General features: G+C 69.3%; 17 protein-coding genes. 10 read left to right on the forward strand and 7 right to left on the reverse strand.

Features of this window, described 5'->3' with window-relative positions:
• Window positions 1-32 precede the first annotated feature (32 nt).
• Window positions 33-1679: an acyl-CoA carboxylase subunit beta gene (locus AOZ06_RS48365; RefSeq protein ID WP_054295528.1), complete on the forward strand. Its 1647-nt coding sequence runs from the start codon at window positions 33-35 to the stop codon at window positions 1677-1679.
• Window positions 1676-1891: an acyl-CoA carboxylase subunit epsilon gene (locus AOZ06_RS48370; RefSeq protein WP_054295529.1), complete on the forward strand. Its 216-nt coding sequence runs from the start codon at window positions 1676-1678 to the stop codon at window positions 1889-1891. Before AOZ06_RS48365 ends, AOZ06_RS48370 begins: the two co-directional genes overlap by 4 nt.
• A gap of 78 nt (window positions 1892-1969) precedes the next feature.
• Here AOZ06_RS48370 and AOZ06_RS48375 read toward each other — a convergent pair whose 3' ends face one another.
• The gene (locus tag AOZ06_RS48375) at window positions 1970-3865 is read right to left on the reverse strand and encodes a Xaa-Pro dipeptidyl-peptidase (protein WP_157233652.1); all 1896 of its coding nucleotides are present in this window, start codon (window positions 3863-3865) and stop codon (window positions 1970-1972) included.
• Between the two features lie 151 nt (window positions 3866-4016).
• The gene (locus tag AOZ06_RS48380) at window positions 4017-4799 is read right to left on the reverse strand and encodes a helix-turn-helix transcriptional regulator (protein WP_054295530.1); all 783 of its coding nucleotides are present in this window, start codon (window positions 4797-4799) and stop codon (window positions 4017-4019) included.
• An 84-nt stretch (window positions 4800-4883) separates the two neighbouring features.
• Here AOZ06_RS48380 and AOZ06_RS48385 point away from each other — a divergent pair, with 84 nt between their 5' ends.
• Window positions 4884-5699 carry an NmrA family NAD(P)-binding protein gene (locus tag AOZ06_RS48385; protein ID WP_054295531.1) on the forward strand — a complete coding sequence of 272 codons (816 nt, stop codon included), beginning with the start codon at window positions 4884-4886 and terminating at the stop codon, window positions 5697-5699.
• Here AOZ06_RS48385 and AOZ06_RS48390 read toward each other — a convergent pair.
• Window positions 5696-6373 (reverse strand): alpha/beta fold hydrolase, encoded by a 678-nt coding sequence (locus AOZ06_RS48390; protein ID WP_054295532.1) that lies wholly within the window; start codon window positions 6371-6373, stop codon window positions 5696-5698. The two genes, AOZ06_RS48385 and AOZ06_RS48390, sit on opposite strands and share 4 nt — an antisense overlap.
• 70 nt (window positions 6374-6443) lie before the next feature.
• Here AOZ06_RS48390 and AOZ06_RS48395 point away from each other — a divergent pair, with 70 nt between their 5' ends.
• The 4 genes from AOZ06_RS48395 to AOZ06_RS48410 all read left to right on the forward strand — a co-directional run bounded on the left by AOZ06_RS48395 (window position 6444) and on the right by AOZ06_RS48410 (window position 10588).
• A complete protein-coding gene (locus AOZ06_RS48395) occupies window positions 6444-7031 on the forward strand; it encodes a TetR family transcriptional regulator (RefSeq protein WP_054295533.1) in 588 nt (195 codons plus the stop codon).
• An 80-nt stretch (window positions 7032-7111) separates the two neighbouring features.
• Window positions 7112-8461 carry a DHA2 family efflux MFS transporter permease subunit gene (locus AOZ06_RS48400; RefSeq protein WP_054295534.1) on the forward strand — a complete coding sequence of 450 codons (1350 nt, stop codon included), beginning with the start codon at window positions 7112-7114 and terminating at the stop codon, window positions 8459-8461.
• Between the two features lie 9 nt (window positions 8462-8470).
• The gene (locus AOZ06_RS48405; protein WP_054295535.1) at window positions 8471-9079 is read left to right on the forward strand and encodes a Maf family protein; all 609 of its coding nucleotides are present in this window, start codon (window positions 8471-8473) and stop codon (window positions 9077-9079) included.
• A 210-nt stretch (window positions 9080-9289) separates the two neighbouring features.
• Complete coding sequence (locus AOZ06_RS48410) at window positions 9290-10588, forward strand: dicarboxylate/amino acid:cation symporter (RefSeq protein ID WP_054295536.1); 1299 nt, start codon at window positions 9290-9292, stop codon at window positions 10586-10588.
• 8 nt (window positions 10589-10596) lie between these two features.
• On the opposite strand, the gene AOZ06_RS48415 is transcribed toward AOZ06_RS48410, so the two are convergent.
• Window positions 10597-11178, reverse strand: a complete 582-nt coding sequence (locus tag AOZ06_RS48415) for a hypothetical protein (protein ID WP_054295537.1) — start codon at window positions 11176-11178, stop codon at window positions 10597-10599.
• A 187-nt stretch (window positions 11179-11365) separates the two neighbouring features.
• On the opposite strand from AOZ06_RS48415, the gene AOZ06_RS48420 reads away from it, so the two are divergent.
• The 3 genes from AOZ06_RS48420 to AOZ06_RS48430 all read left to right on the forward strand — a co-directional run bounded on the left by AOZ06_RS48420 (window position 11366) and on the right by AOZ06_RS48430 (window position 14160).
• The gene (locus AOZ06_RS48420; protein ID WP_157233653.1) at window positions 11366-13126 is read left to right on the forward strand and encodes an acetyl/propionyl/methylcrotonyl-CoA carboxylase subunit alpha; all 1761 of its coding nucleotides are present in this window, start codon (window positions 11366-11368) and stop codon (window positions 13124-13126) included.
• An 18-nt stretch (window positions 13127-13144) separates the two neighbouring features.
• Window positions 13145-13549: a DUF1707 SHOCT-like domain-containing protein gene (locus AOZ06_RS48425; RefSeq protein ID WP_054295539.1), complete on the forward strand. Its 405-nt coding sequence runs from the start codon at window positions 13145-13147 to the stop codon at window positions 13547-13549.
• Window positions 13550-13659: 110 nt separating this feature from the next.
• Complete coding sequence (locus AOZ06_RS48430; protein WP_054295540.1) at window positions 13660-14160, forward strand: DUF1707 SHOCT-like domain-containing protein; 501 nt, start codon at window positions 13660-13662, stop codon at window positions 14158-14160.
• Here AOZ06_RS48430 and AOZ06_RS48435 read toward each other — a convergent pair.
• The 3 genes from AOZ06_RS48435 to AOZ06_RS48445 are packed head-to-tail and all read right to left on the reverse strand — an operon-like array spanning window position 14154 to window position 17971.
• Window positions 14154-14798: an ABC transporter ATP-binding protein gene (locus AOZ06_RS48435; RefSeq protein ID WP_054295541.1), complete on the reverse strand. Its 645-nt coding sequence runs from the start codon at window positions 14796-14798 to the stop codon at window positions 14154-14156. The genes AOZ06_RS48430 and AOZ06_RS48435 overlap by 7 nt on opposite strands.
• Window positions 14799-14826: 28 nt before the next feature.
• Entirely contained in the window at window positions 14827-15501 is a 675-nt protein-coding gene (locus tag AOZ06_RS48440; protein WP_054295542.1) for an ABC transporter ATP-binding protein, read from the reverse strand.
• Window positions 15494-17971: an ABC transporter permease family protein gene (locus AOZ06_RS48445; RefSeq protein ID WP_157233654.1), complete on the reverse strand. Its 2478-nt coding sequence runs from the start codon at window positions 17969-17971 to the stop codon at window positions 15494-15496. Before AOZ06_RS48445 ends, AOZ06_RS48440 begins: the two co-directional genes overlap by 8 nt.
• Between the last annotated feature and the right edge of the window lie 207 nt (window positions 17972-18178).

The raw sequence follows: 18178 nt of genomic DNA on the forward strand, positions 1-18178 counted from the left end.
CGCCGGGGCGCGCGTGGCTAGGCTGCCTCTTCATGAGCAGTGCGTCACAACCCCTCGGGCCGCCGCCCGGTGCAGACACGTCTGCCGACATCCACACCACGGCAGGCAAGCTGGCGGACCTCTACCGCCGCAACGACGAGGCCGTGCACGCAGGCTCGGCCCGTGCCGTGGAGAAACAGCACGCCAAAGGCAAGAAAACCGCCCGTGAGCGGATCGACCTGCTGCTGGATCCCGGTTCGTTCGTCGAACTGGACGAGCTGGCCAGGCACCGGTCGACCAACTTCGGACTGGAGAAGAACCGCCCGTACGGCGACGGCGTGGTGACCGGTCACGGCACCGTCGACGGCCGTCCGGTGTGCGTGTTCAGCCAGGACGTGACGGTGTTCGGCGGCGCGCTCGGCGAAGTGTACGGCGAGAAGATCGTCAAGGTGATGGACCTGGCGATCAAGACCGGCCGCCCGATCATCGGCATCAACGAGGGCGGGGGCGCGCGCATCCAGGAAGGCGTCGTCTCGCTGGGCCTCTACGGCGAGATCTTCATGCGCAACACCCGGGCGTCCGGTGTGATCCCGCAGATCTCGCTGATCATGGGCGCGAACGCCGGCGGGCACGTCTATTCGCCCGCTTTGACGGATTTCGTGGTGATGGTCGACCAGACCTCGCAGATGTTCATCACCGGACCTGACGTAGTCAAGACGGTCACCGGTGAGGAAGTGACCTTCGAGGAGCTCGGCGGCGCACGCACCCACAACACCAAGTCCGGCGTCGCGCACTACATGAGCAGCGACGAGGACGACGCCATCGCGTACGTCAAGGACCTGCTGTCGTACCTGCCGTCGAACAACCTCTCCGACCCGCCGGTCTTCCCCGGCGAGGACACCGGCGAAGGCTCACTGGCCGAGAACCTCAACGACACCGACCGCGAGCTGGACACGCTGATCCCGGACTCGCCGAACCAGCCGTACGACATGCACGAGGTCATCACGCGCGTGCTCGACGACGGCGAGTTCCTCGAAGTGCACGAGCTGTTCGCGCCGAACATCCTCGTCGGCTTCGGCCGCGTGGAAGGACGCGCGGTGGGTGTCGTGGCCAACCAGCCGACGCAGTTCGCGGGTTGCCTCGACATCGACGCCTCAGAGAAGGCAGCACGGTTCGTGCGCACGTGTGACGCCTTCAACGTGCCGGTGCTGACATTCGTCGACGTGCCAGGTTTCCTGCCGGGCACCGACCAGGAATGGAACGGCATCATCCGCCGGGGCGCCAAGCTCATCTACGCGTACGCCGAAGCAACCGTGCCCAAGGTGACGGTCATTACGCGCAAGGCATTCGGTGGCGCCTATGACGTCATGGGCTCCAAGCACCTCGGCGCGGACATGAACCTCGCGTGGCCCACCGCCCAGATCGCGGTCATGGGCGCCCAGGGCGCCGCGAACATCGTGCACCGCAAAACTCTCGCCAAAGCAGCCGACAGCGGCAAGGACATCGAAGCCCTGCGTGCGGAACTCGTGCAGGAGTACGAGGACACGCTGCTCAACCCGTACGCGGCGGCGGAGCGCGGTTACGTCGACTCCGTGATCCCGCCGTCGTACACGCGCGGATATGTCGCGCGTTCGTTGCGGATGCTGCGCGACAAGCGTGAAACGTCGTTGCCCAAGAAGCACGGGAACATCCCGCTGTGAGCGACTCGGCGAGGCCTCTGCTGCGGATCGTGCGCGGCACGCCGGACGACGTGGAACTCGCGGCCCTGACCGCTGTCGTGGCATCCATGCCAGGACCGGCCGAGGCCACCGAGCCCGAAGGACGCTCCGCGTGGAGCGACCCCGCGGCTCGGATGCGGCCCCAGACGCGGCCAGGCCCAGGCGCCTGGCGCGCATCCGGCCTCCCGCGCTGATCCCGTTCTCCCTACAGCGAATGTGGCCTTTGCGGCGTTCCGCGCCGCAAAGGCCACATTCGCTGTCAGAAAGTGGTGCTAGCGGAACTGGCCGGGGACGATGTCCTGCTGGACGCGTGTGGCCTCCGGTGCCGGGTGCGTCGCCGCTTGCCGCAGCGAACCGATCAGCGGCAGCTGGATCGAGGTCTCGGCCAGGTGCACGGTGATCCTGGGCAGCTGGGACGGGCTGGTGGTCGCCGAGGTGTCGGTCGGTGCGATCACCAGCGCCAGGCGGTGGTTGCGCGGGACGACGTAGTCCGCGGCGTACAGGCGGAAGTTCATCGTGTACTTCGTGCCCGGCGTCAAGGTGCGGGGTGTGCTGAGCGACGAGTAGTTGGCCAGGTCCGCCCAGCCTCGGGCGATGATCGTGGCGTCCACTGAGGACGTCGTCGCCTCGGTCTCGCGGTAGCAGCCGTCGTCACCCGGCCGGTTCTCGCCCCAGCACGTCTCGTTGGTCAACGTCCGGATCCCCTCGCCTGTGCTGCTGCGGATCGTCGCCGGGCCGTAGTCCACGAGGAACGCCGACAGGTGGGCCGTCGGTGCCGACGGTGTCACCGCGACTGTCAGGTTGGAGATCCCGGCGATGCGGACGTCCGACGCCAGCGGGCCGGTGCTGTAGAGCACACGGCGTGCCGACGTCGCGTTCGGCGAGGCGATGAACGACGACGCCGTGCCGGAACCGTTGTCAGTGAAGGACGACGTCGACGAGCCCGGTGTCTGGCTCAGCGTCCCCACGCCCGCGACCGATCCGGCGACCGGGTAGACCCGTTGGGACTGCACGCCGGACGGCGGCCAGGTCGGTGAGTCCGCCCACTGGTTCACGCCGCGCTCCACCGACACCCGCGGCTCGTTCTCGATGCCGTTCTGCACGTCCAGCAACCAGCGGTCGAACCAGCGGTGCAGGGTGCGCACCCACTCCGCGCGGCGGAAGTCGAACGGGTCGATGTGGCCGGTCTGCGACAGCCACAGCTTGCGGGGCACCGACGCGGGGATCGCGTCGAGCCACTGACCCCAGTTGACCGGCTTGACGTTCAGGTCCGCGCGACCGTTCACCGAGAACACCGCGGCCTTCACTTTGCTCGCGTTGCGCACGAAGTCGCGCTGCTGCCACATCGCGGTGTAGTCGCCGTTCGACGGTGCGCCGTTCGTCATCTCCGAACGCACCGCGCCGCAACGGGACTGGGCGTTGCTGTTCTCGAACCCGGACGCGAGGCTCGTCGGCGTCCCGAATCCGCGCAACGACACACCGTCCGAACGGAACCAGTCGTACCAGGAGCTGATCGCCGAGATCGGCACGATCGTGCGCAGGCCGTCGACGCCGGTCGCCGCGACACCGTGGGTGATGCTGCCGTCCCACGACTTGCCGATCATCGCCGCCGCGCCGGTCGACCACGACGCTGTCTTCGCCGTGCCGCCGGACGCGGCCGAGTACCCGGTCGCGCGGCCGTTGAGCCAGTCGACCACGGCCTTGCCGGACGCGATCTCCGAGCGCCCGCCGGTGTCCATGCAGCCGGTCGACCGGTTCGAACCGCTGAAGTCGACCAGCGCCACCGCGTACCCGCGTGGCACGAAGTAGTTGTCGTAGAACAAGGGGAACTTCACCGGCAGACCGGCGGAGTCGTACGACTTGCGCTCGGCTTCGTTGCCGCGCCCACTGGTCGAGTAGTACGGGCTCGCGTCGATGATCACCGGGACGCGGCCGGTGGTGGCCGGGCGGACGATGTCGGCGGCCACCCGGTCACCGACGCCGTTGTTGTCCAGGTCCAGCCCGATGTCCACCCACACCGTCTCCCTGACGGCGTCCGCGAGCGAGTGAACCGGCTGCGAGACCCCCTGTTTCACCACGAACGCCGGTTGCGCCGCGTAAGCAGGCACAACGACCAAACCCGACAACAGGCCGACAAGCCCGGCGGTCAGCCACCCACGAATCGCCATGCGGATCACGCTAAGTCGGCACGCGGACACGCGTCAGGGCCGAAAGGCGGCAATGGATTCCCAGTTAAGGGCCGGACGGGATCCACTGCGGTGATCCCGTCCAGCACCTGTCACGATGCCGTCCGCCGCTCACTTCTCACTCACTTCCCGGTCACGCCCGGCACGTGGCGCGGCACTCGGTCGGGCTGACCCCGTAGAACCGCTTGAACGCCGCGCTGAACCCGAACGCATCGGCGTACCCGACCCGGCGGGCGACCGCCGCGACCGTCGACGTGGACTCGGCCAGCAGGTCCGCGGCCAGCGTCATCCGCCAGTCCTTCAGGTACGCCAGCGGCGGCTTGCCCACCACCTTCGCGAACCGGTCGGCGAGCGTGCTGCGCGACACGCCTGCCTCGTGGGCGAGGGCGGTCAGCGTCCACGGCTTGCCGGGCGCCGCGTGCATCGCGCGCAGCACCGGTCCCAGCGTCTCGTCGTGCCACCCGGCGGGCATCGGCGGCTGCTGGTCGAACCACGCCCGCAGCGTGCACACCAGCAGCCACTCCAGCAGGCGGTCCTGCACGACTCGATGACCACGCTCGTTCGTGGCGAACTGGGCGGCCAGGTAGTCGCGCATCGGCCCGCAGTCGTCCTCGTCCGGCAGCACCAGCATCGGCGGCAGCACGTCCAGCAACCGGTGAGCGACGGCACCGCGCATGGTGTACGCCCCGACCAGCAGCAGGCTGTACTCGTCCGATCTGCCGGTGAACGGCCCCCGCACGATCGCCGTCTCGCCGACGCGGACGACCCCGTCCGGCAGGACGATCACGCCTTTGAGCGGCGCGATCAGGGTCAGGGCCGCGTCGCCGGTGAAGCGCCACGGCGCCGCCAGCTCCTCGATGCCGACGTCGGCTCCTTCCAACCGGATGCCGCGCAGCAGGTCGTCGACCAAGTCCATGCCCTCAACTCTACGGACGATCGGACATGTCGCCCGGACGGCGAACCATGGTCGCGGCTCACGGCGACCAGTTGACTCAGCGGTATGACGATTCTGGTGTTGGGTGGCACGGGCAAGACCGGCCGCCGCCTGGTGGAGACGTTGCGCGGGCGCGGCGAGGACGTGCGGGTCGCGACCCGCAGGAGCGGGACACGGTTCGACTGGGCCGATCAGGACACGTGGGCGGGTGCCGTCGCGGGGGCGTCAGCGGTGTACCTCCTCGCGCCGCACGAGCCGGACCTCGCCGAGGTCTTCGTCAAGCAGGCGACCGAGGCAGGCGTGCGCCGGTTCGTCGCACTGTCCGCCCGTGACGTCGACCGGTTCCCCCGCGAGTACTTCCAGGGCATGGCCGCGGCGGAACAAGCAGTCCGCGGTTCCGGTGCGGAGTGGACGATCGTGCGCCCGAACAACTTCAACCAGAACTTCGACGACCCGGAGATCTGGCTGGCGCCGCTGCGCGACGGACGGCTGGCCCTGCCGATCGGGGACACGCCCGAACCGTTCGTCGACACGCAGGACATCGCGGACGTCGCAGCCGTGGCGTTGACCGAGGACGGCCACCACGAGCAGGTGTACACGTTGTCCGGGCCTCGGGCGATCACGTTCGGCGACGTGGTGGCGACCATCGCCGAGGCTGCCGGGCGGTCCATCCGCTACGAGCAGCTCACGCCGGAGCAGTACCGCGAGGAGGTCATGGCCCAAGGCGCTCCGGAGGGGGCCGCCGCCGAGATCAACGCGATGTTCACCGAGATGCGCTCGGGCCTGTACGCCGAACCGCGCGACGGCGTGCAGCGCGTGCTCGGCCGTGACCCGATCGACTTCGACACCTACGTCGCCGCGACCGTGGCCGCGTGGCGCTAACGCAGCCACTCCGTCGCGTGGTCGGCGACGAGGTCGGCGAGCTCATCGGGCGCGTCACGCGCGACGAGATGGCCTCCGGATGTCACCCGCGTGACCTTGACCCACGGGTTGGCGGTGCGTAGGCGTTCCGCTTCGGCGTCGGTGAACGGTGAGCCTGGCCCTCCCCGGACGAGCAGGATCGGCAGCTCGATCTTCGCGACTGCCGACCGGAGGGCGGGACCGCGGCCGAGGATGTCCTCGACGAGTTCGTCGTGGGCGTCGCGGAGGCCGCGTTCGTCGAGCCAGGCGCGCGCCTTCAGCGGATCGGGGTCTGGCACTACGTCGACGAGCACCAGCCCGGCGACGGCCTGCGCGATCTCGGGGTCGGCGAGGGGCGTGATGGCCGCCAGCCCGCCGAGGGACGCGCCGACCACCACGACCGGGGCTCGTTCTTCGTGGATCATCGCGACGACGTCGTCCGAGACGAGCGGCAGGCTTGTCGCTCGTCCTGTGCTCTCGCCGTGGCCGCGCAGGTCGTAGGCCACGGTCCGCAGTCCGCGCCGGGCGAGCCGGGCCGCGACGGGTGTCCAGACCTCACGGCGTTCACCGCCGGCGTGGAGCAGGAGAACGGTCGGGCCGGTGCCGGTGGCCGTACCCCGCAGTGTCGTGTCTTTCCGTCGCAACGTCAGTTCCATGCGCACCTCCGTACCTTGAGTGGCCAAGGTAAGACCTCGTACCTTGGCCAGTCAAGGTACGATCACGGTCGTGAGTCGAACACGGCGAACGCCCGATGAAGCCCGGCGCCTGATCCTCGACGCCGCGGCGGCGCTGCTCGCCGAAGGCGGCGTCGCGGCGGTCCAGGTCCGCGCCGTCGCCGCCCGGGTCGGGATGACCGACGCCGGCGTGACGCACCACTTCCGGAGTCGCGACAACCTGCTGCGTGAACTGCTCCGGCACGGCGGCCGCCAGCTCAGAGCCGCCGTGCGGGACGTTCTCTCGTCGTGGCTGGAACGGGACGCCGAGCTACTCGAGCTCGTCGAATCGCTCGCAAGCCTGTACCGGCGGGGCTACGGCGAACTGGCGGTCGCGTTGCACGCCGCAGGCTGGCGGGACCACGGAAGCGGGATGCTGAACCCGGTCGTCGACGCGCTCCACAAGCTCAGACCACCGACAGCATCGATCGAAGACACCCGCCTCACGGTCGCCGCCCTGCACCAAGCGATGGTGACAGAACCGTTGTACGGCTCCGCCTTCCGCCGCAGCGCCGGTCTCACCGGCACGGCGGCCGGCGATCCGGCCGCCCAGGTGCGTTGGTGGACAAAACAACTACAGCTCAACCTCGTGAGTGGTTGAGCCGGTTCTAACCGGCCTAACCACTCACGAGGTTCTGTGGGCTTGCGGAGCTGTTGCGGCGCCGGGGCTAGCTTCGGGCGATGGAGAAGAGCTGGGCGGCGTTGTTCGCGTTGTGCTTCGGGTTCTTCATGATCCTGGTGGACTCGACGATCGTCCAGGTGGCCGTGCCGAGCCTGATGACCGGCTTGCCCGCCACCTTGAACGAGGTGTTCTGGGTCAACAGCGTGTACCTGCTGACGTTCGCGGTTCCCCTGCTGCTCGCCGGGCGGCTGGGCGACCGGTTCGGCCCGCGCAGGCTTTACCTGGCCGGGCTGGTGGTCTTCACCGCCGCTTCGCTGTGGTGCGGCCTGGCTGACGGCGCCGACGGGTTGATCGCCGCCCGCGCTGTGCAGGGACTGGGCGCGGCCGCGATGACGCCGCAGTCCATGGCGTTCATCAGCTACCTCTTCCCCGCCAACCGCGGTGCCGCGATGGGCGTGTGGGGCTCGGTCGCCGGCCTGGCCACGGTCACGGGACCGGCGCTCGGCGGGTTGCTGACCCAGAGCTTCGGGTGGGAATGGATCTTCTTCGTCAACGTGCCCGTCGGGATCGTGGCGATCACTCTCGTCCTCATGCTCGTACCCGACTGGCAGCCCAGGCACAGCCACCGCTTCGACATCCCCGGGATCGTGCTGAGCTCACTCGGGTTGTTCGCGCTGGTGTTCGGGATCCAGAACGGCGGACTGTTCGACCACACCACCGTCGCCGCGATCCTGGCGACCGGCGTCGTCCTCGTCGTCGCTTTCCTGTGGTGGCAGCACAGGAACCCGCACGAACCACTGCTCCCGCTGCGGCTGTTCACCAGCCGGGCTTTCTCGTTCGGCAGCCTCACCGGGGTGCTCATCGGCTTCGCGATGGCCGCGATGTTCATCCCGCTGATCCTCTACCTGCAGACCACGCTCGGCATGACTCCGTTGCAGGCCGGGCTTTTCATGGGACCCATGTCCGTGGTCTCCGCGGTTCTCGCGCCGTTCGCCGGACGGCTTTCCGACCGCGTCGACGGCAAGTACATCATCATCAGCGGCCTCATCGCGTACGCCGCCGGCATCGGCAGCGTCGCGTTGATCGCCCAGCCCGGCCTCAACGCGTGGGCGCTGGTGCCCGGCCTGCTGCTGTGCGGCGTGGGAATCGGCACGATCTTCAGCCCGCTCAGCAGCACCACCATCGCCGGCCTCGAACCGCGGCTGATCGGCGCGGGCGCGGGCATCTACAACATGGCCCGCCAGGTCGGCAACGTCCTCGGCAGCGCCGCCGCCGGGCTGCTGATGCAAGTCGCGTCCACCGACCTCGTCGAAGCCGCGCGGATCACCATGCTGCTGCCCGCGCTCGTCCTGCTCGGCGCCGCGTTCACCGCGGCACGGATGCGCGGGGAGCGAGTGCCCGCACACTAGCCTGGGGGCGTGCGCTTCATTCTCGCCTCGCAGTCGCCCGCCCGCCTCGGCGTCCTCCGCCAGGCCGGGATCGATCCGCTCGTGCACGTGTCCGGTGTGGACGAGGACGCCGTCACCGCCGGCCTGCCGGACGCGAGCCACCACGAGCTCGTCACCGCGCTCGCCCGTGCCAAAGCACAAGCCGTGGCCGAGCAAACGGACGAACCCGACGCGGTGATCGTGGCGTGCGACTCGATGCTGTCGATCAACGGCGAGATCCTCGGCAAACCGGGCACGCCGGAACGCGCGAAGCAGCGGTGGGCGGTGATGGCGGGCAACAGCGGCGAACTGCTCACCGGGCACGCGGTGATCGTGCTCGAGAACGGCAGGCCGGCCAGGCAGGCCAGTGACTGGGAGAGCACGGTCGTCCGGTTCGGCAAACCCACCGAGGCCGAGCTGGACGCCTACATCGCCAGCGGGGAGCCGTTGAGCGTCGCGGGCGGGTTCACCATCGACGGCAAGGGCGGCTGGTTCATCGACGGGATCGACGGCAACCACTCCAGCGTGATCGGCATCAGCCTGCCGCTGACCCGCAGGCTGATGGCGGAGACAGGCGTCAGCGTGACCACACTCTGGTAAGCCTGGTCACAGCGTGGGACGTTCTGGAAGATGTGACAGCAGCCGGATTGTTCTGGACCACTGGTGTCTACATCGGAAGGGGCGTCACCGTGCGTTGTGCCCTGCTCCTGACGCAGCGTCGTTATCTCGACCAGGGGCGGCTCGCCAGCTCGATGTGTCGGCGCGGACAGCTCTGAGCGTCCCGTCCGCACACGTCAGCTGGAGCGACCCATGTCGTTTGTCCGCACCTACACCAAGCCCAAGATCTTCGGTCTCGTCACGCTCGGTGCCCTCGTCGCCGGCGCCTTACTCGGTTTCTTGGCCAAGAACTCGGGCATCAAGTGGCTGTCCGAGGCACTCGCGACCATCGCGACCATCTTCACGAACCTGTTGCAGTTCACCGTCATCCCCCTGGTGTTCACCGCGATCGTCGTCGGCGTGAACAGCCTGCGCGGCCTCGGCGGGCCGCGCACCGCCTCCCGGCTCGGCGGCCGGACCCTCCTGTGGTTCGCCATCACGTCACTCATCGCCGTGCTGATCGGCATCGTCATCGGGCTGATCGTCCAGCCCGGCTCAGGCGTCCAGGTCACGCCGTCCAAGGCCAACATCGCCAGGATCGAGGACCGCCCGGTCGGCAACTGGTGGACGTTCCTGCAGGACCTGGTCCCCGGCAACTTCGTGCAGGCCTTCGCCGACGGCAAGATCCTCCAGGTCGTCTTCCTCGCGCTGATCGTCGCCGCGGCCACGTACGCGCTCGGTGAGCGGGCCCAGCCGTTCGTCACGGTCAACCAGGCCGTGTTCGACGTGATCCAGAAGGTCCTCGGCTGGATCATCCTGCTCGCGCCGATCGGCGTGCTCGGCCTGATCGGCCGCGCGTTCGCCACGTACGGCAACCAGTTCTTCCAGCCGCTGTTCTCGCTGATCTGGACGGTCTACCTCGGCGCGATCCTGATCACGTTCGCGGTCTACCCGCTGCTGCTGCGGTTCGTCGGCAAGATCGACCCCCGGCAGTTCTTCGCCAAGTCGTGGAACGCGCTGCAGTTCGCGTTCGTGTCCCGCTCGTCGGGCGCCACGCTGCCGCTGAGCCGGCAGAGCGCGGTCGACCTCGGCGTCCCGCCCGGGTACGCCGGATTCGCGGTGCCGCTGGGCACCACGACCAAGATGGACGGCTGCGCCGCGCTCTACCCGGCGCTCGCGTCGGTCTTCATCGCCAACCTGGCCGGGATCCAGCTGAGCGTGCTGCAGTACGTCGGCATCGTGCTGGTCGCCGTGTTCGGCTCACTGGCGACCGCGGGGACCACCGGGTGGTTCACGATGCTCACGCTCACGCTGAGCGCGATCAACCTGCCGCCCGAGGTCACCGCGACCGGTCTGGCGATCGTGATCGCCATCGACCCGATCCTCGACATGGCGCGGACCGCGACCAACGTCGCCGGTCAGATCACCGTGCCCGTGCTGGTCGCCAGGCAGGAAGGCCTGCTGGCGGAGGAAGAGGCCCCCGCCGACGACGCCACACCCGCGCGCGTCTGAGGCACGCCTCACGAGCAGGGTTTCAGCTGGTGCTGGTCGGGCTTCACGTCCGGCCAGCCCGGCAACCGGTCCAGCTTCGCCACCGTCGGCGTGCAGCCGAGGTCACCGCCTTCGAGCGAGAAGACCTGGACGAAGAAGCCGGAGCCGCCGCGCTGGACCGCGACCAGTTCCGGCGCGGCGTCGCCGTTGACGTTCACCAGCGACTGGTGCTCGGTCGTCGTGTAGTAGATCGGTGAGGTCGTGTTCCACTTGCCGGACCGGCTGACGACCACCTCGCCGACCGTGCCGCTGTCCAGGTTGTTGGCGAGGCTGCCCTTGATCAGGCACGCCGACAACGTCGACGCCACGCAGACCAGCGATTTCTCACCGAGCACCGCGCCGCGGCCGGGCAGCCGGGACTCCACCACCCGGTCGTCGCCGATCCTCAGCCGCGCGCCCTGCCCGTTGGCGTCCACCACCAGCTCGATCCTCGAATCGGCCAGCGTGGTCGCCGCGACCACCTTGCACTCGGTCTTGCACGCCACCGGACCGGCCGGACCCGCCGACGACGGCGTCTGCAGCGGTGTCGGCTGTTCCGCGCGCGTGCGCAAATAAGCAGAAGTGCCCACGGCACCGGCTGCGACGAGTAACGAAAGCAGTACCGTTGGCAGTACTGACCGACCATGCCCCACGGCACAAGAGTAGGGGTCGGAGCGTGGCCTTGCTCGCAGTTCAGCGACGAGATCGCGCCGTAAACTGCCACGGAGCTCCAGGGTTTCTCGGACAAGGAGGAGAGGCGTGCTGCACAAGGTACTCATCGCCAACCGCGGCGAGATCGCCGTCCGGGTGATCCGGGCGTGCAAGGACGCCGGTCTGGCGAGTGTGGCCGTGTACGCGGATCCCGACCGGGACGCACCTTTCGTCCGGCTGGCCGACGAGGCTTTCGCGCTCGGCGGCTCCACCCCGGGCGAGTCGTACCTCTCCTTCGAGAAGGTCCTCGACGTGGCCAAGCGCTCCGGCGCCGACTCCGTCCACCCCGGCTACGGCTTCCTGTCGGAGAACGCCGACTTCGCGCAGGCCGTGCTGGACGCGGGCCTGGTCTGGATCGGCCCGTCGCCGCAGGCCATCAGGGACCTCGGGGACAAGGTCACCGCACGGCACATCGCCACGCGAGCAGGCGCCCCGCTCGTACCGGGGACCAAGGACCCGGTCGCCGGGCCGGCCGAGGTCGTGGCGTTCGCCGAGGAGAACGGACTGCCGGTCGCCATCAAAGCCGCGTTCGGCGGCGGCGGGCGCGGCCTGAAAGTGGCCCGCACGCTGGAGGAGATCCCCGAGCTGTTCGACTCGGCGGTCCGCGAGGCGGTCACCGCGTTCGGCCGCGGCGAGTGCTTCGTCGAGCGCTACCTGGACAAGCCGCGGCACGTCGAAGCCCAGGTGCTCGCCGACCAGCACGGCAACGTGGTCGTGGTCGGCACCCGCGACTGCTCGCTGCAGCGCCGCCACCAGAAGCTGGTGGAGGAGGCGCCCGCGCCGTTCCTCAACGACGAGCAGCGCAAGACCATCCACACCGCGGCCCGTGACATCTGCAAGGAAGCCGGGTACTCCGGCGCCGGTACGGTCGAGTTCCTCGTCGGCCAGGACGGCACCATCTCGTTCCTCGAGGTCAACACCCGGCTGCAGGTCGAGCACCCGGTCAGCGAGGAGACCACGGGCATCGACCTGGTCCGTGAGCAGTTCCGGATCGCCGACGGCGAGGAACTGCGCTTCACCGAGGACCCCGAGCCGCGCGCGCACTCCTTCGAGTTCCGGATCAACGGCGAGGACGCGGGCCGCAACTTCCTGCCCGCGCCCGGCACCGTCACCAGGTGGGTCGCCCCGGACGGTCCCGGTGTCCGCGTCGACGCCGGTGTCGAGTCCGGCACGGTGATCGGCGGCCAGTTCGACTCGCTGCTGGCGAAGGTGATCGTGACCGGCGAGAACCGCGAGGAAGCACTGCGCCGTGCCCGCCGCGCACTCGACGAGCTCGTGGTCGAGGGAATGGCCACCGTGCTGCCGTTCCACCGCGCGATCGTGCGCGACCCGGCGTTCACCGAGGACTTCACGGTGCACACGCGGTGGATCGAGACCGAGTTCGACAACAAGATCGAACCGTTCACCGCACCGGGTGAAATCGCCGACGAGGAACCCCGGCAGACGGTGGTCGTGGAGGTCGGTGGCCGCAGGCTGGAAGTGTCCCTGCCCGGTGACCTGGCGCTGGCCACGGCCGGCGGCGGGGGCGCGGGCGGCGCGGCCAAGGCCAAGCCCCGCAAACGCGGCGGCACGAAGGGCGGCGCGGCCGTCTCCGGAGACGCGGTGGCCGCCCCCATGCAGGGCACCATCGTCAAGATCGCGGTCGAGGACGGCCAGCAGGTCGAAGCCGGTGAGCTGATCGTCGTCCTCGAGGCGATGAAGATGGAGAACCCGGTCAACGCGCACAAGTCGGGAACGGTCACCGGGCTCGCGGTCAGCAGTGGCGAAACGGTCACACAAGGTAGCGTCCTGTGTGAAATCAAGGACTGACCTTCCTACACTTGTCGTATGGCACAGAGTGACGGCAACGTCCGGATCGGCACCTCGGAACGAGAGGAAGCCGTCCGGGCGTTGGCCGACCACATGACGGAAGGCCGCCTGGACGTCCAGGAGTACGACCAGCGCTGTGCCCTCGCCGCGGCCGCGAAGACCCGTGGCGAACTGGCGGCCCTCTTCGAGGACCTGCCCGACCCCAATCCCATGCGGGGACAGGCCCCTCAGCCAGCCGGGCCCCCTGTGCCCGTCCAGGACGGTCCGCTCGTGGAGAAGAGCGGCAGCAACGCCAAGGCGATCATCATCGGGTTCGTGGTGTTCTCGGTCGTCGCCATCGTCACCGTCACCGCGATCCTCGGCGAGTGGTGGGCGCTCATCCCGGCGTTCCTGATCGTCGTCGTGCTCGCCATCGCCTCGTGACCCCGCAGCCCCCGCACCCGGGTCGTTCACCTGGAGTTCGGGGTGAATCAGCGCAAGATACAGGACTGATGTCAGGGGTTCTCTCAGCTTGGCGGCCGTACGATTGAGCTGTGAACGATCCGGAGATTCGCGTGGGAGACGCCGAGCGGGAGGAAGCCCTGCGGGCGTTGGGTGACCACATGAGTGCCGGGCGGCTCGACATCGACGAGTACGGCGAGCGCACCGCCCGTGTCGCGGCTTCCAAGACCCGCGGGGATCTCCTCGAGCTGTTCAAGGACCTGCCCGCGCCGAAACCGACCTTCATCGCCCAGCCGGTGGTGCAGCCGCAGGCGCAGCCCGTCCCGGCGATGCCCGGCCCCGCGCCGCCGCAGCGCTGGTCGGGGTCGCGGACCGCGCTCAAGACCTACGCCGCGCTGATCCCCGTCGTGTGGGTGCTCGCCGTGATGGCGTTCTTCGTCGTCAAGGTGCCGTTCGTCTTCCTGCTGCCGGTCTTCGTGATGATCGCGGGCGCCCGGATGTGGGGCGCGGACTGGCACGAGGAGCGACGCAACCAGCGCCGCCACCGTGAGCAGTGGCGGCACAACCAGCGGCGTCACCGCGGCCGTTACTGAACTTCCGAGATCCGCCCGTCGATCAGCTGCAACCGGCGGTGCGCCCGCGCGGTGAGCGTCGGATCGTGCGTGGCGACAAGGCATGCGCTGCCTTCGTCGACGAAATCCAGCAGCAACCGGACCGCCAGGTCGATCGTGGCGTGGTCGAGATGCGCGGTCGGTTCGTCGGCCAGCAGCACCTTCGGCCGCCCGGCCACCGCACGGGCCAAGGCCACGCGCTGGCGCTGGCCGATCGAGATCTCCCCGGGGTAACGGCGTGTGAGGTCGCCGATCCCCAACCTGCCGAGCAGGTCACCGGCCCTGGCCATCGCCTCGGTCACCCGGCCGCCGCCGAACAGCATCGGCGAGGCCACGTTCTCCTCCAGCGTCAGCTCGTCGAGCAGGCCGAAGCTCTGCGGCAGCACGGCCATCGTCGACCACGGCGGCGGCATGCCCGCGGGCAGGTCCGCGATCCGCACCGAACCCCGGTCGGGCTGGTCGAACCCGGCCAGCAGAGCCAGCAACGCGCTCTTGCCCGAACCCGAACGGCCGACGAGCGTGACCAGTTCGCCCTCGGCGAGTTCGAGTCCGACGTCCTTGAGCACGTCGGTGCCCAAGAACCGGCGGGACAGCCCCGAAACGCTCAGCAGCGCGGTCATCTGTCCCCCAACGGGCGGGCTTGGTCGCTCAAAGCCGGTCATGCCCACCACGTCCCACGCGGCCAAGCCCGTACACCCTCGCGGCCACTTCCAGCACGGCGTCGTCGTGTGACGCGGCCACCACCGTGACTCCGAGTTTCACCAGGTCCAGCATCGTGTCGATGACCAGCCGGGCCGATGTGCTGTCCAATTGGGACGTCGGCTCGTCGGCGAGGACGACGGAAGCCTTCGCCGCCAACGCCGTCAGGAACGCCAGGCGTTGCTGCTGCCCGCCCGACAACGCGCTGATCGCCCAGTCCGCCGTGCCGGGCAGGCCGAGGCGGTCGAGCATCCCGATGTCCGGTTCGCCCGCACCGGACAGCTGAGCCGCGGCCCGCAGGTTGTCACGGACGTTCAGGTACCCGAACAGGTTGTCGACAGGGCTCTGGAACACGAGGTGCACCTCGCGCCTGAGCGCCCGGCGCGCCCGCTCGGTCAGCCGCACGGTGTCGTTGCCGTGCAACGTCAACTCGCCGCTGGTCGGGCGTTCGATGACGCCGAGCAGTCTGAGCAAAGTGGACTTTCCCGAGCCGGACGGCCCAGCCAGGACGGTCAGCCCGTCAGCCGGGATGTCGAACGTCGCCTCCTGCACGGCGGTGACGTCGCCGGACGGCGTGCGGTAGCGGTGCACGACATCGCGCACGGAGTACACCACGTCAGGCACGGAGCAGCTCCCTCACTTCGGCACGCCTCGCCGCTCGTACGGCGTATCCCGCGACCAGCACCACACCGGCGACCGCCACGGTCAACGTCAGCAGGCCCACGCCCTGCAGGCTGGCCGGTTGCGGAACGGGCGCGAGCGCGGGGAACGGGTCGAGCCGCTGGGTGATCAGCTCGAGCACGAACCAGCCCCCGCCGACCCCGACCGCTGTCGCCGTCCCGGCCAGCATCGCCAGTTCGACCAGGTGCGTGGCCAGCAAAGCCCTGGCGCGCAAGCCCATCCGCGCCAGCAGCGCGTGGGCGACCGCCGTCGACCGCCGTCTCGTCTCGACGGACACCAGCAACGTGACCACCGCGACGGCCGCGAGCGCGAAACCCAGTACGACGAAGAACGCGAAGATCCACGCCACCACGAGGAACGGCAGCTCCTCGGTCGCGCCTTCGGCGTCGACGATCGGCCCGAGGCGCTGCCCCGCGGCGGTCAGCACGTCCACGCTGTGCCGGGGGTCCTGCGTGGTGAGCACCTGCTGGACGAAGCCGCGGCGCTGGCCCGGGTTCAGCGACTGCCACGAGGTGACCAGCATTCCCTCGTACTGGCCCATCGCGGGGAAGCTCGGCACGGTGGCGACCGTCTTCATCTTCTTGAGGTAGTCGCCCTGGCTGATGAACTCGTTCAGCGGGTGACTGCCGACGACAATCACGGGGATGGTGCCGTCGGCCTGCGGCGTGCGCAGCGCGGCCATCATGTCCGCGATGTCCGCGTCCGCCCAGCGGTCACGCCATCTCGCGCCGTCCGTGAAGGTCCGCGGGTCGATCAGCATGATCCGCGCGCCGATGTTGCCTTCGATGTACAGCTGGGTGAAAGCGATCTTCGTCGCCTGGCCACGCAGCTGTTCGGGCAACGCCTCGGTTTCGGCCGCGCTGCTGACCAACGGGATCGCGTGGTCGCTGCCGACCCGCGTCCAGCTCTTGTCCTCCAGCGATTCCCGCGCTGTGCTCGACACTCCGGCACCGGCGGCGATCACGCCGATCGCGAGCCCCGCCACGGCCAGCAGAGCCACGGCGACCTTCCGTTGCGCCGCCGTGCGCCGCAGGGCCCAGAGGACGGTCGGGTTGCGCCAGCCGCGCAGCCGATGGCTCGCCCTGGACAGGGATCCGGCCAGCCTCGCCACGATCCCGACGAAGAACACCATGACCAGCACGGGGAACGCCAACGCGGGCAGGCCGACTTCGGGAACCAGGTCGCTGGTGTCCACCCGTACCGCGTGGTCGGCGCCGGTCACCCAGATCACCACCGCGCCCAGCCCGGCGAGCACCTCCCACGGGACCTTCCTGGCCCACTGGAAACGCGGTTTTCGCTCGATCGCCGTGAATTCCCGCCGGACCCGCAACGACGTCACGGCGCCGAGCACGGCGAGGGCGATCAGCCAGGTCGCCGCCGCCAGCAGCGCTGCGCGCCACGGGGCCCACGGATCGAGTTGCGCGGCAGGCGCCAGGACCGGGCTCGTCGCCCACGCCGCTGCCCACCCGAGCACGGCACCGGCGAGCAGCGGCCCACCCATCTCCAGCACGGCCTTGCCGCCGATGGCCCGTGGGCTGACCCCGCGTGTCCACAGCAGACGCACCTCGGCGCCACGCCGTTGCACCCACTGCGCCGCGAGTCCCACGACACCGAGCAGTCCGGCCACGACACTGATCAACGTCAACGGCAACACCGCTGTACTGACCGTCTCCTGGGTACGGGCAGCCACACGCGCGCTCAACGCCGCGTAGTCGTCGACCGCCGGTTTCGCTTTGAGCGCGTCGACCAACCGCGGCCCCATCGCCGCCGTGGCAGCTGCCCAGGCGTCCATCTCGGTCCTGGTCGTGGGCAGGTTCCTGGTGAACACGTCGACGTGTGTGCCGACTGCCCGCAGCCCGCCTCCCTCGACCAACCGGTCGAGCAGCGGTTGTGACACGACGACCGGCCACGGCGGATCGTTGCTGCCGCCGTGCAGCGGCGGGATCATCACGCCACGGTCAGTGCACCAGTACTCCGGCGCCGGGTCGTTGAGCTTCCGGTACACCGCGCCGACCGGTACCGGCTTGCCCGCGAGCGTGAAGGCATCACCTGGATTCAGGTTGAACTGGCTGGCGATGTTGTCGGGCAACCAGACGCCGTCACGGTCACCGCCCTTGAGCACCTGGACGTTGTCGAAGGCGCCGTCCTTCGCGATCAGGGTCACGTCGTCGACCGGGCCGCGCGCCAGATACACCCTCGACCGCAGGGCATCGCCGCCGTGGCTTCGCGCGATCTCCCGTACGGCGGCGTTCGTGGCGTCGTCGGCGGGCATGTCCTGCTTCGACATGGTCAGCTGCAGCCCGTTCTGCGCCTCGCACCGGTGGTCGGTCGCGTACTGCGTCGCGGCGGACCCCGAGGCGGAGGCGTAGAAGACGGTCGCCGCCGCCACGAACGCGAGGACAAGCCCTGTCACGACCCCCACCACAACGGTCACAGGGCTACTCAGTGCCGCGCGCGGGGCACTCCTCCAGGGCAGCCTCACCAGGGGAACCTATCCACAACAACCGACGATCCGGCCTTTCGTTGCCCAATCGCTACGCCGGTACGGCCCTTTCCGCCCTGCCACGCCGTGGGGAGTTCTGCCGACCTTGACTGTCGGTGAGGCACGCTAACGTTCTTG

It is taken from the genome of Kibdelosporangium phytohabitans (assembly GCF_001302585.1).
Lineage (GTDB): Bacteria > Actinomycetota > Actinomycetes > Mycobacteriales > Pseudonocardiaceae > Kibdelosporangium > Kibdelosporangium phytohabitans.

What these genes read in the sequence shown, in the direction of transcription:
- AOZ06_RS48365 (WP_054295528.1), top strand. Translation starts at nt 33, where the DNA reads ATGAGCAGTGCGTCACAACCCCTCGGGCCGCCGCCCGGTGCAGACACG.
- AOZ06_RS48375 (WP_157233652.1), bottom strand. Translation starts at nt 3,865, where the DNA reads ATGGCGATTCGTGGGTGGCTGACCGCCGGGCTTGTCGGCCTGTTGTCG.
- AOZ06_RS48380 (WP_054295530.1), bottom strand. Translation starts at nt 4,799, where the DNA reads ATGGACTTGGTCGACGACCTGCTGCGCGGCATCCGGTTGGAAGGAGCC.
- AOZ06_RS48385 (WP_054295531.1), top strand. Translation starts at nt 4,884, where the DNA reads ATGACGATTCTGGTGTTGGGTGGCACGGGCAAGACCGGCCGCCGCCTG.
- AOZ06_RS48390 (WP_054295532.1), bottom strand. Translation starts at nt 6,373, where the DNA reads ATGGAACTGACGTTGCGACGGAAAGACACGACACTGCGGGGTACGGCC.
- AOZ06_RS48400 (WP_054295534.1), top strand. Translation starts at nt 7,112, where the DNA reads ATGGAGAAGAGCTGGGCGGCGTTGTTCGCGTTGTGCTTCGGGTTCTTC.
- AOZ06_RS48410 (WP_054295536.1), top strand. Translation starts at nt 9,290, where the DNA reads ATGTCGTTTGTCCGCACCTACACCAAGCCCAAGATCTTCGGTCTCGTC.
- AOZ06_RS48425 (WP_054295539.1), top strand. Translation starts at nt 13,145, where the DNA reads ATGGCACAGAGTGACGGCAACGTCCGGATCGGCACCTCGGAACGAGAG.
- AOZ06_RS48435 (WP_054295541.1), bottom strand. Translation starts at nt 14,798, where the DNA reads ATGACCGCGCTGCTGAGCGTTTCGGGGCTGTCCCGCCGGTTCTTGGGC.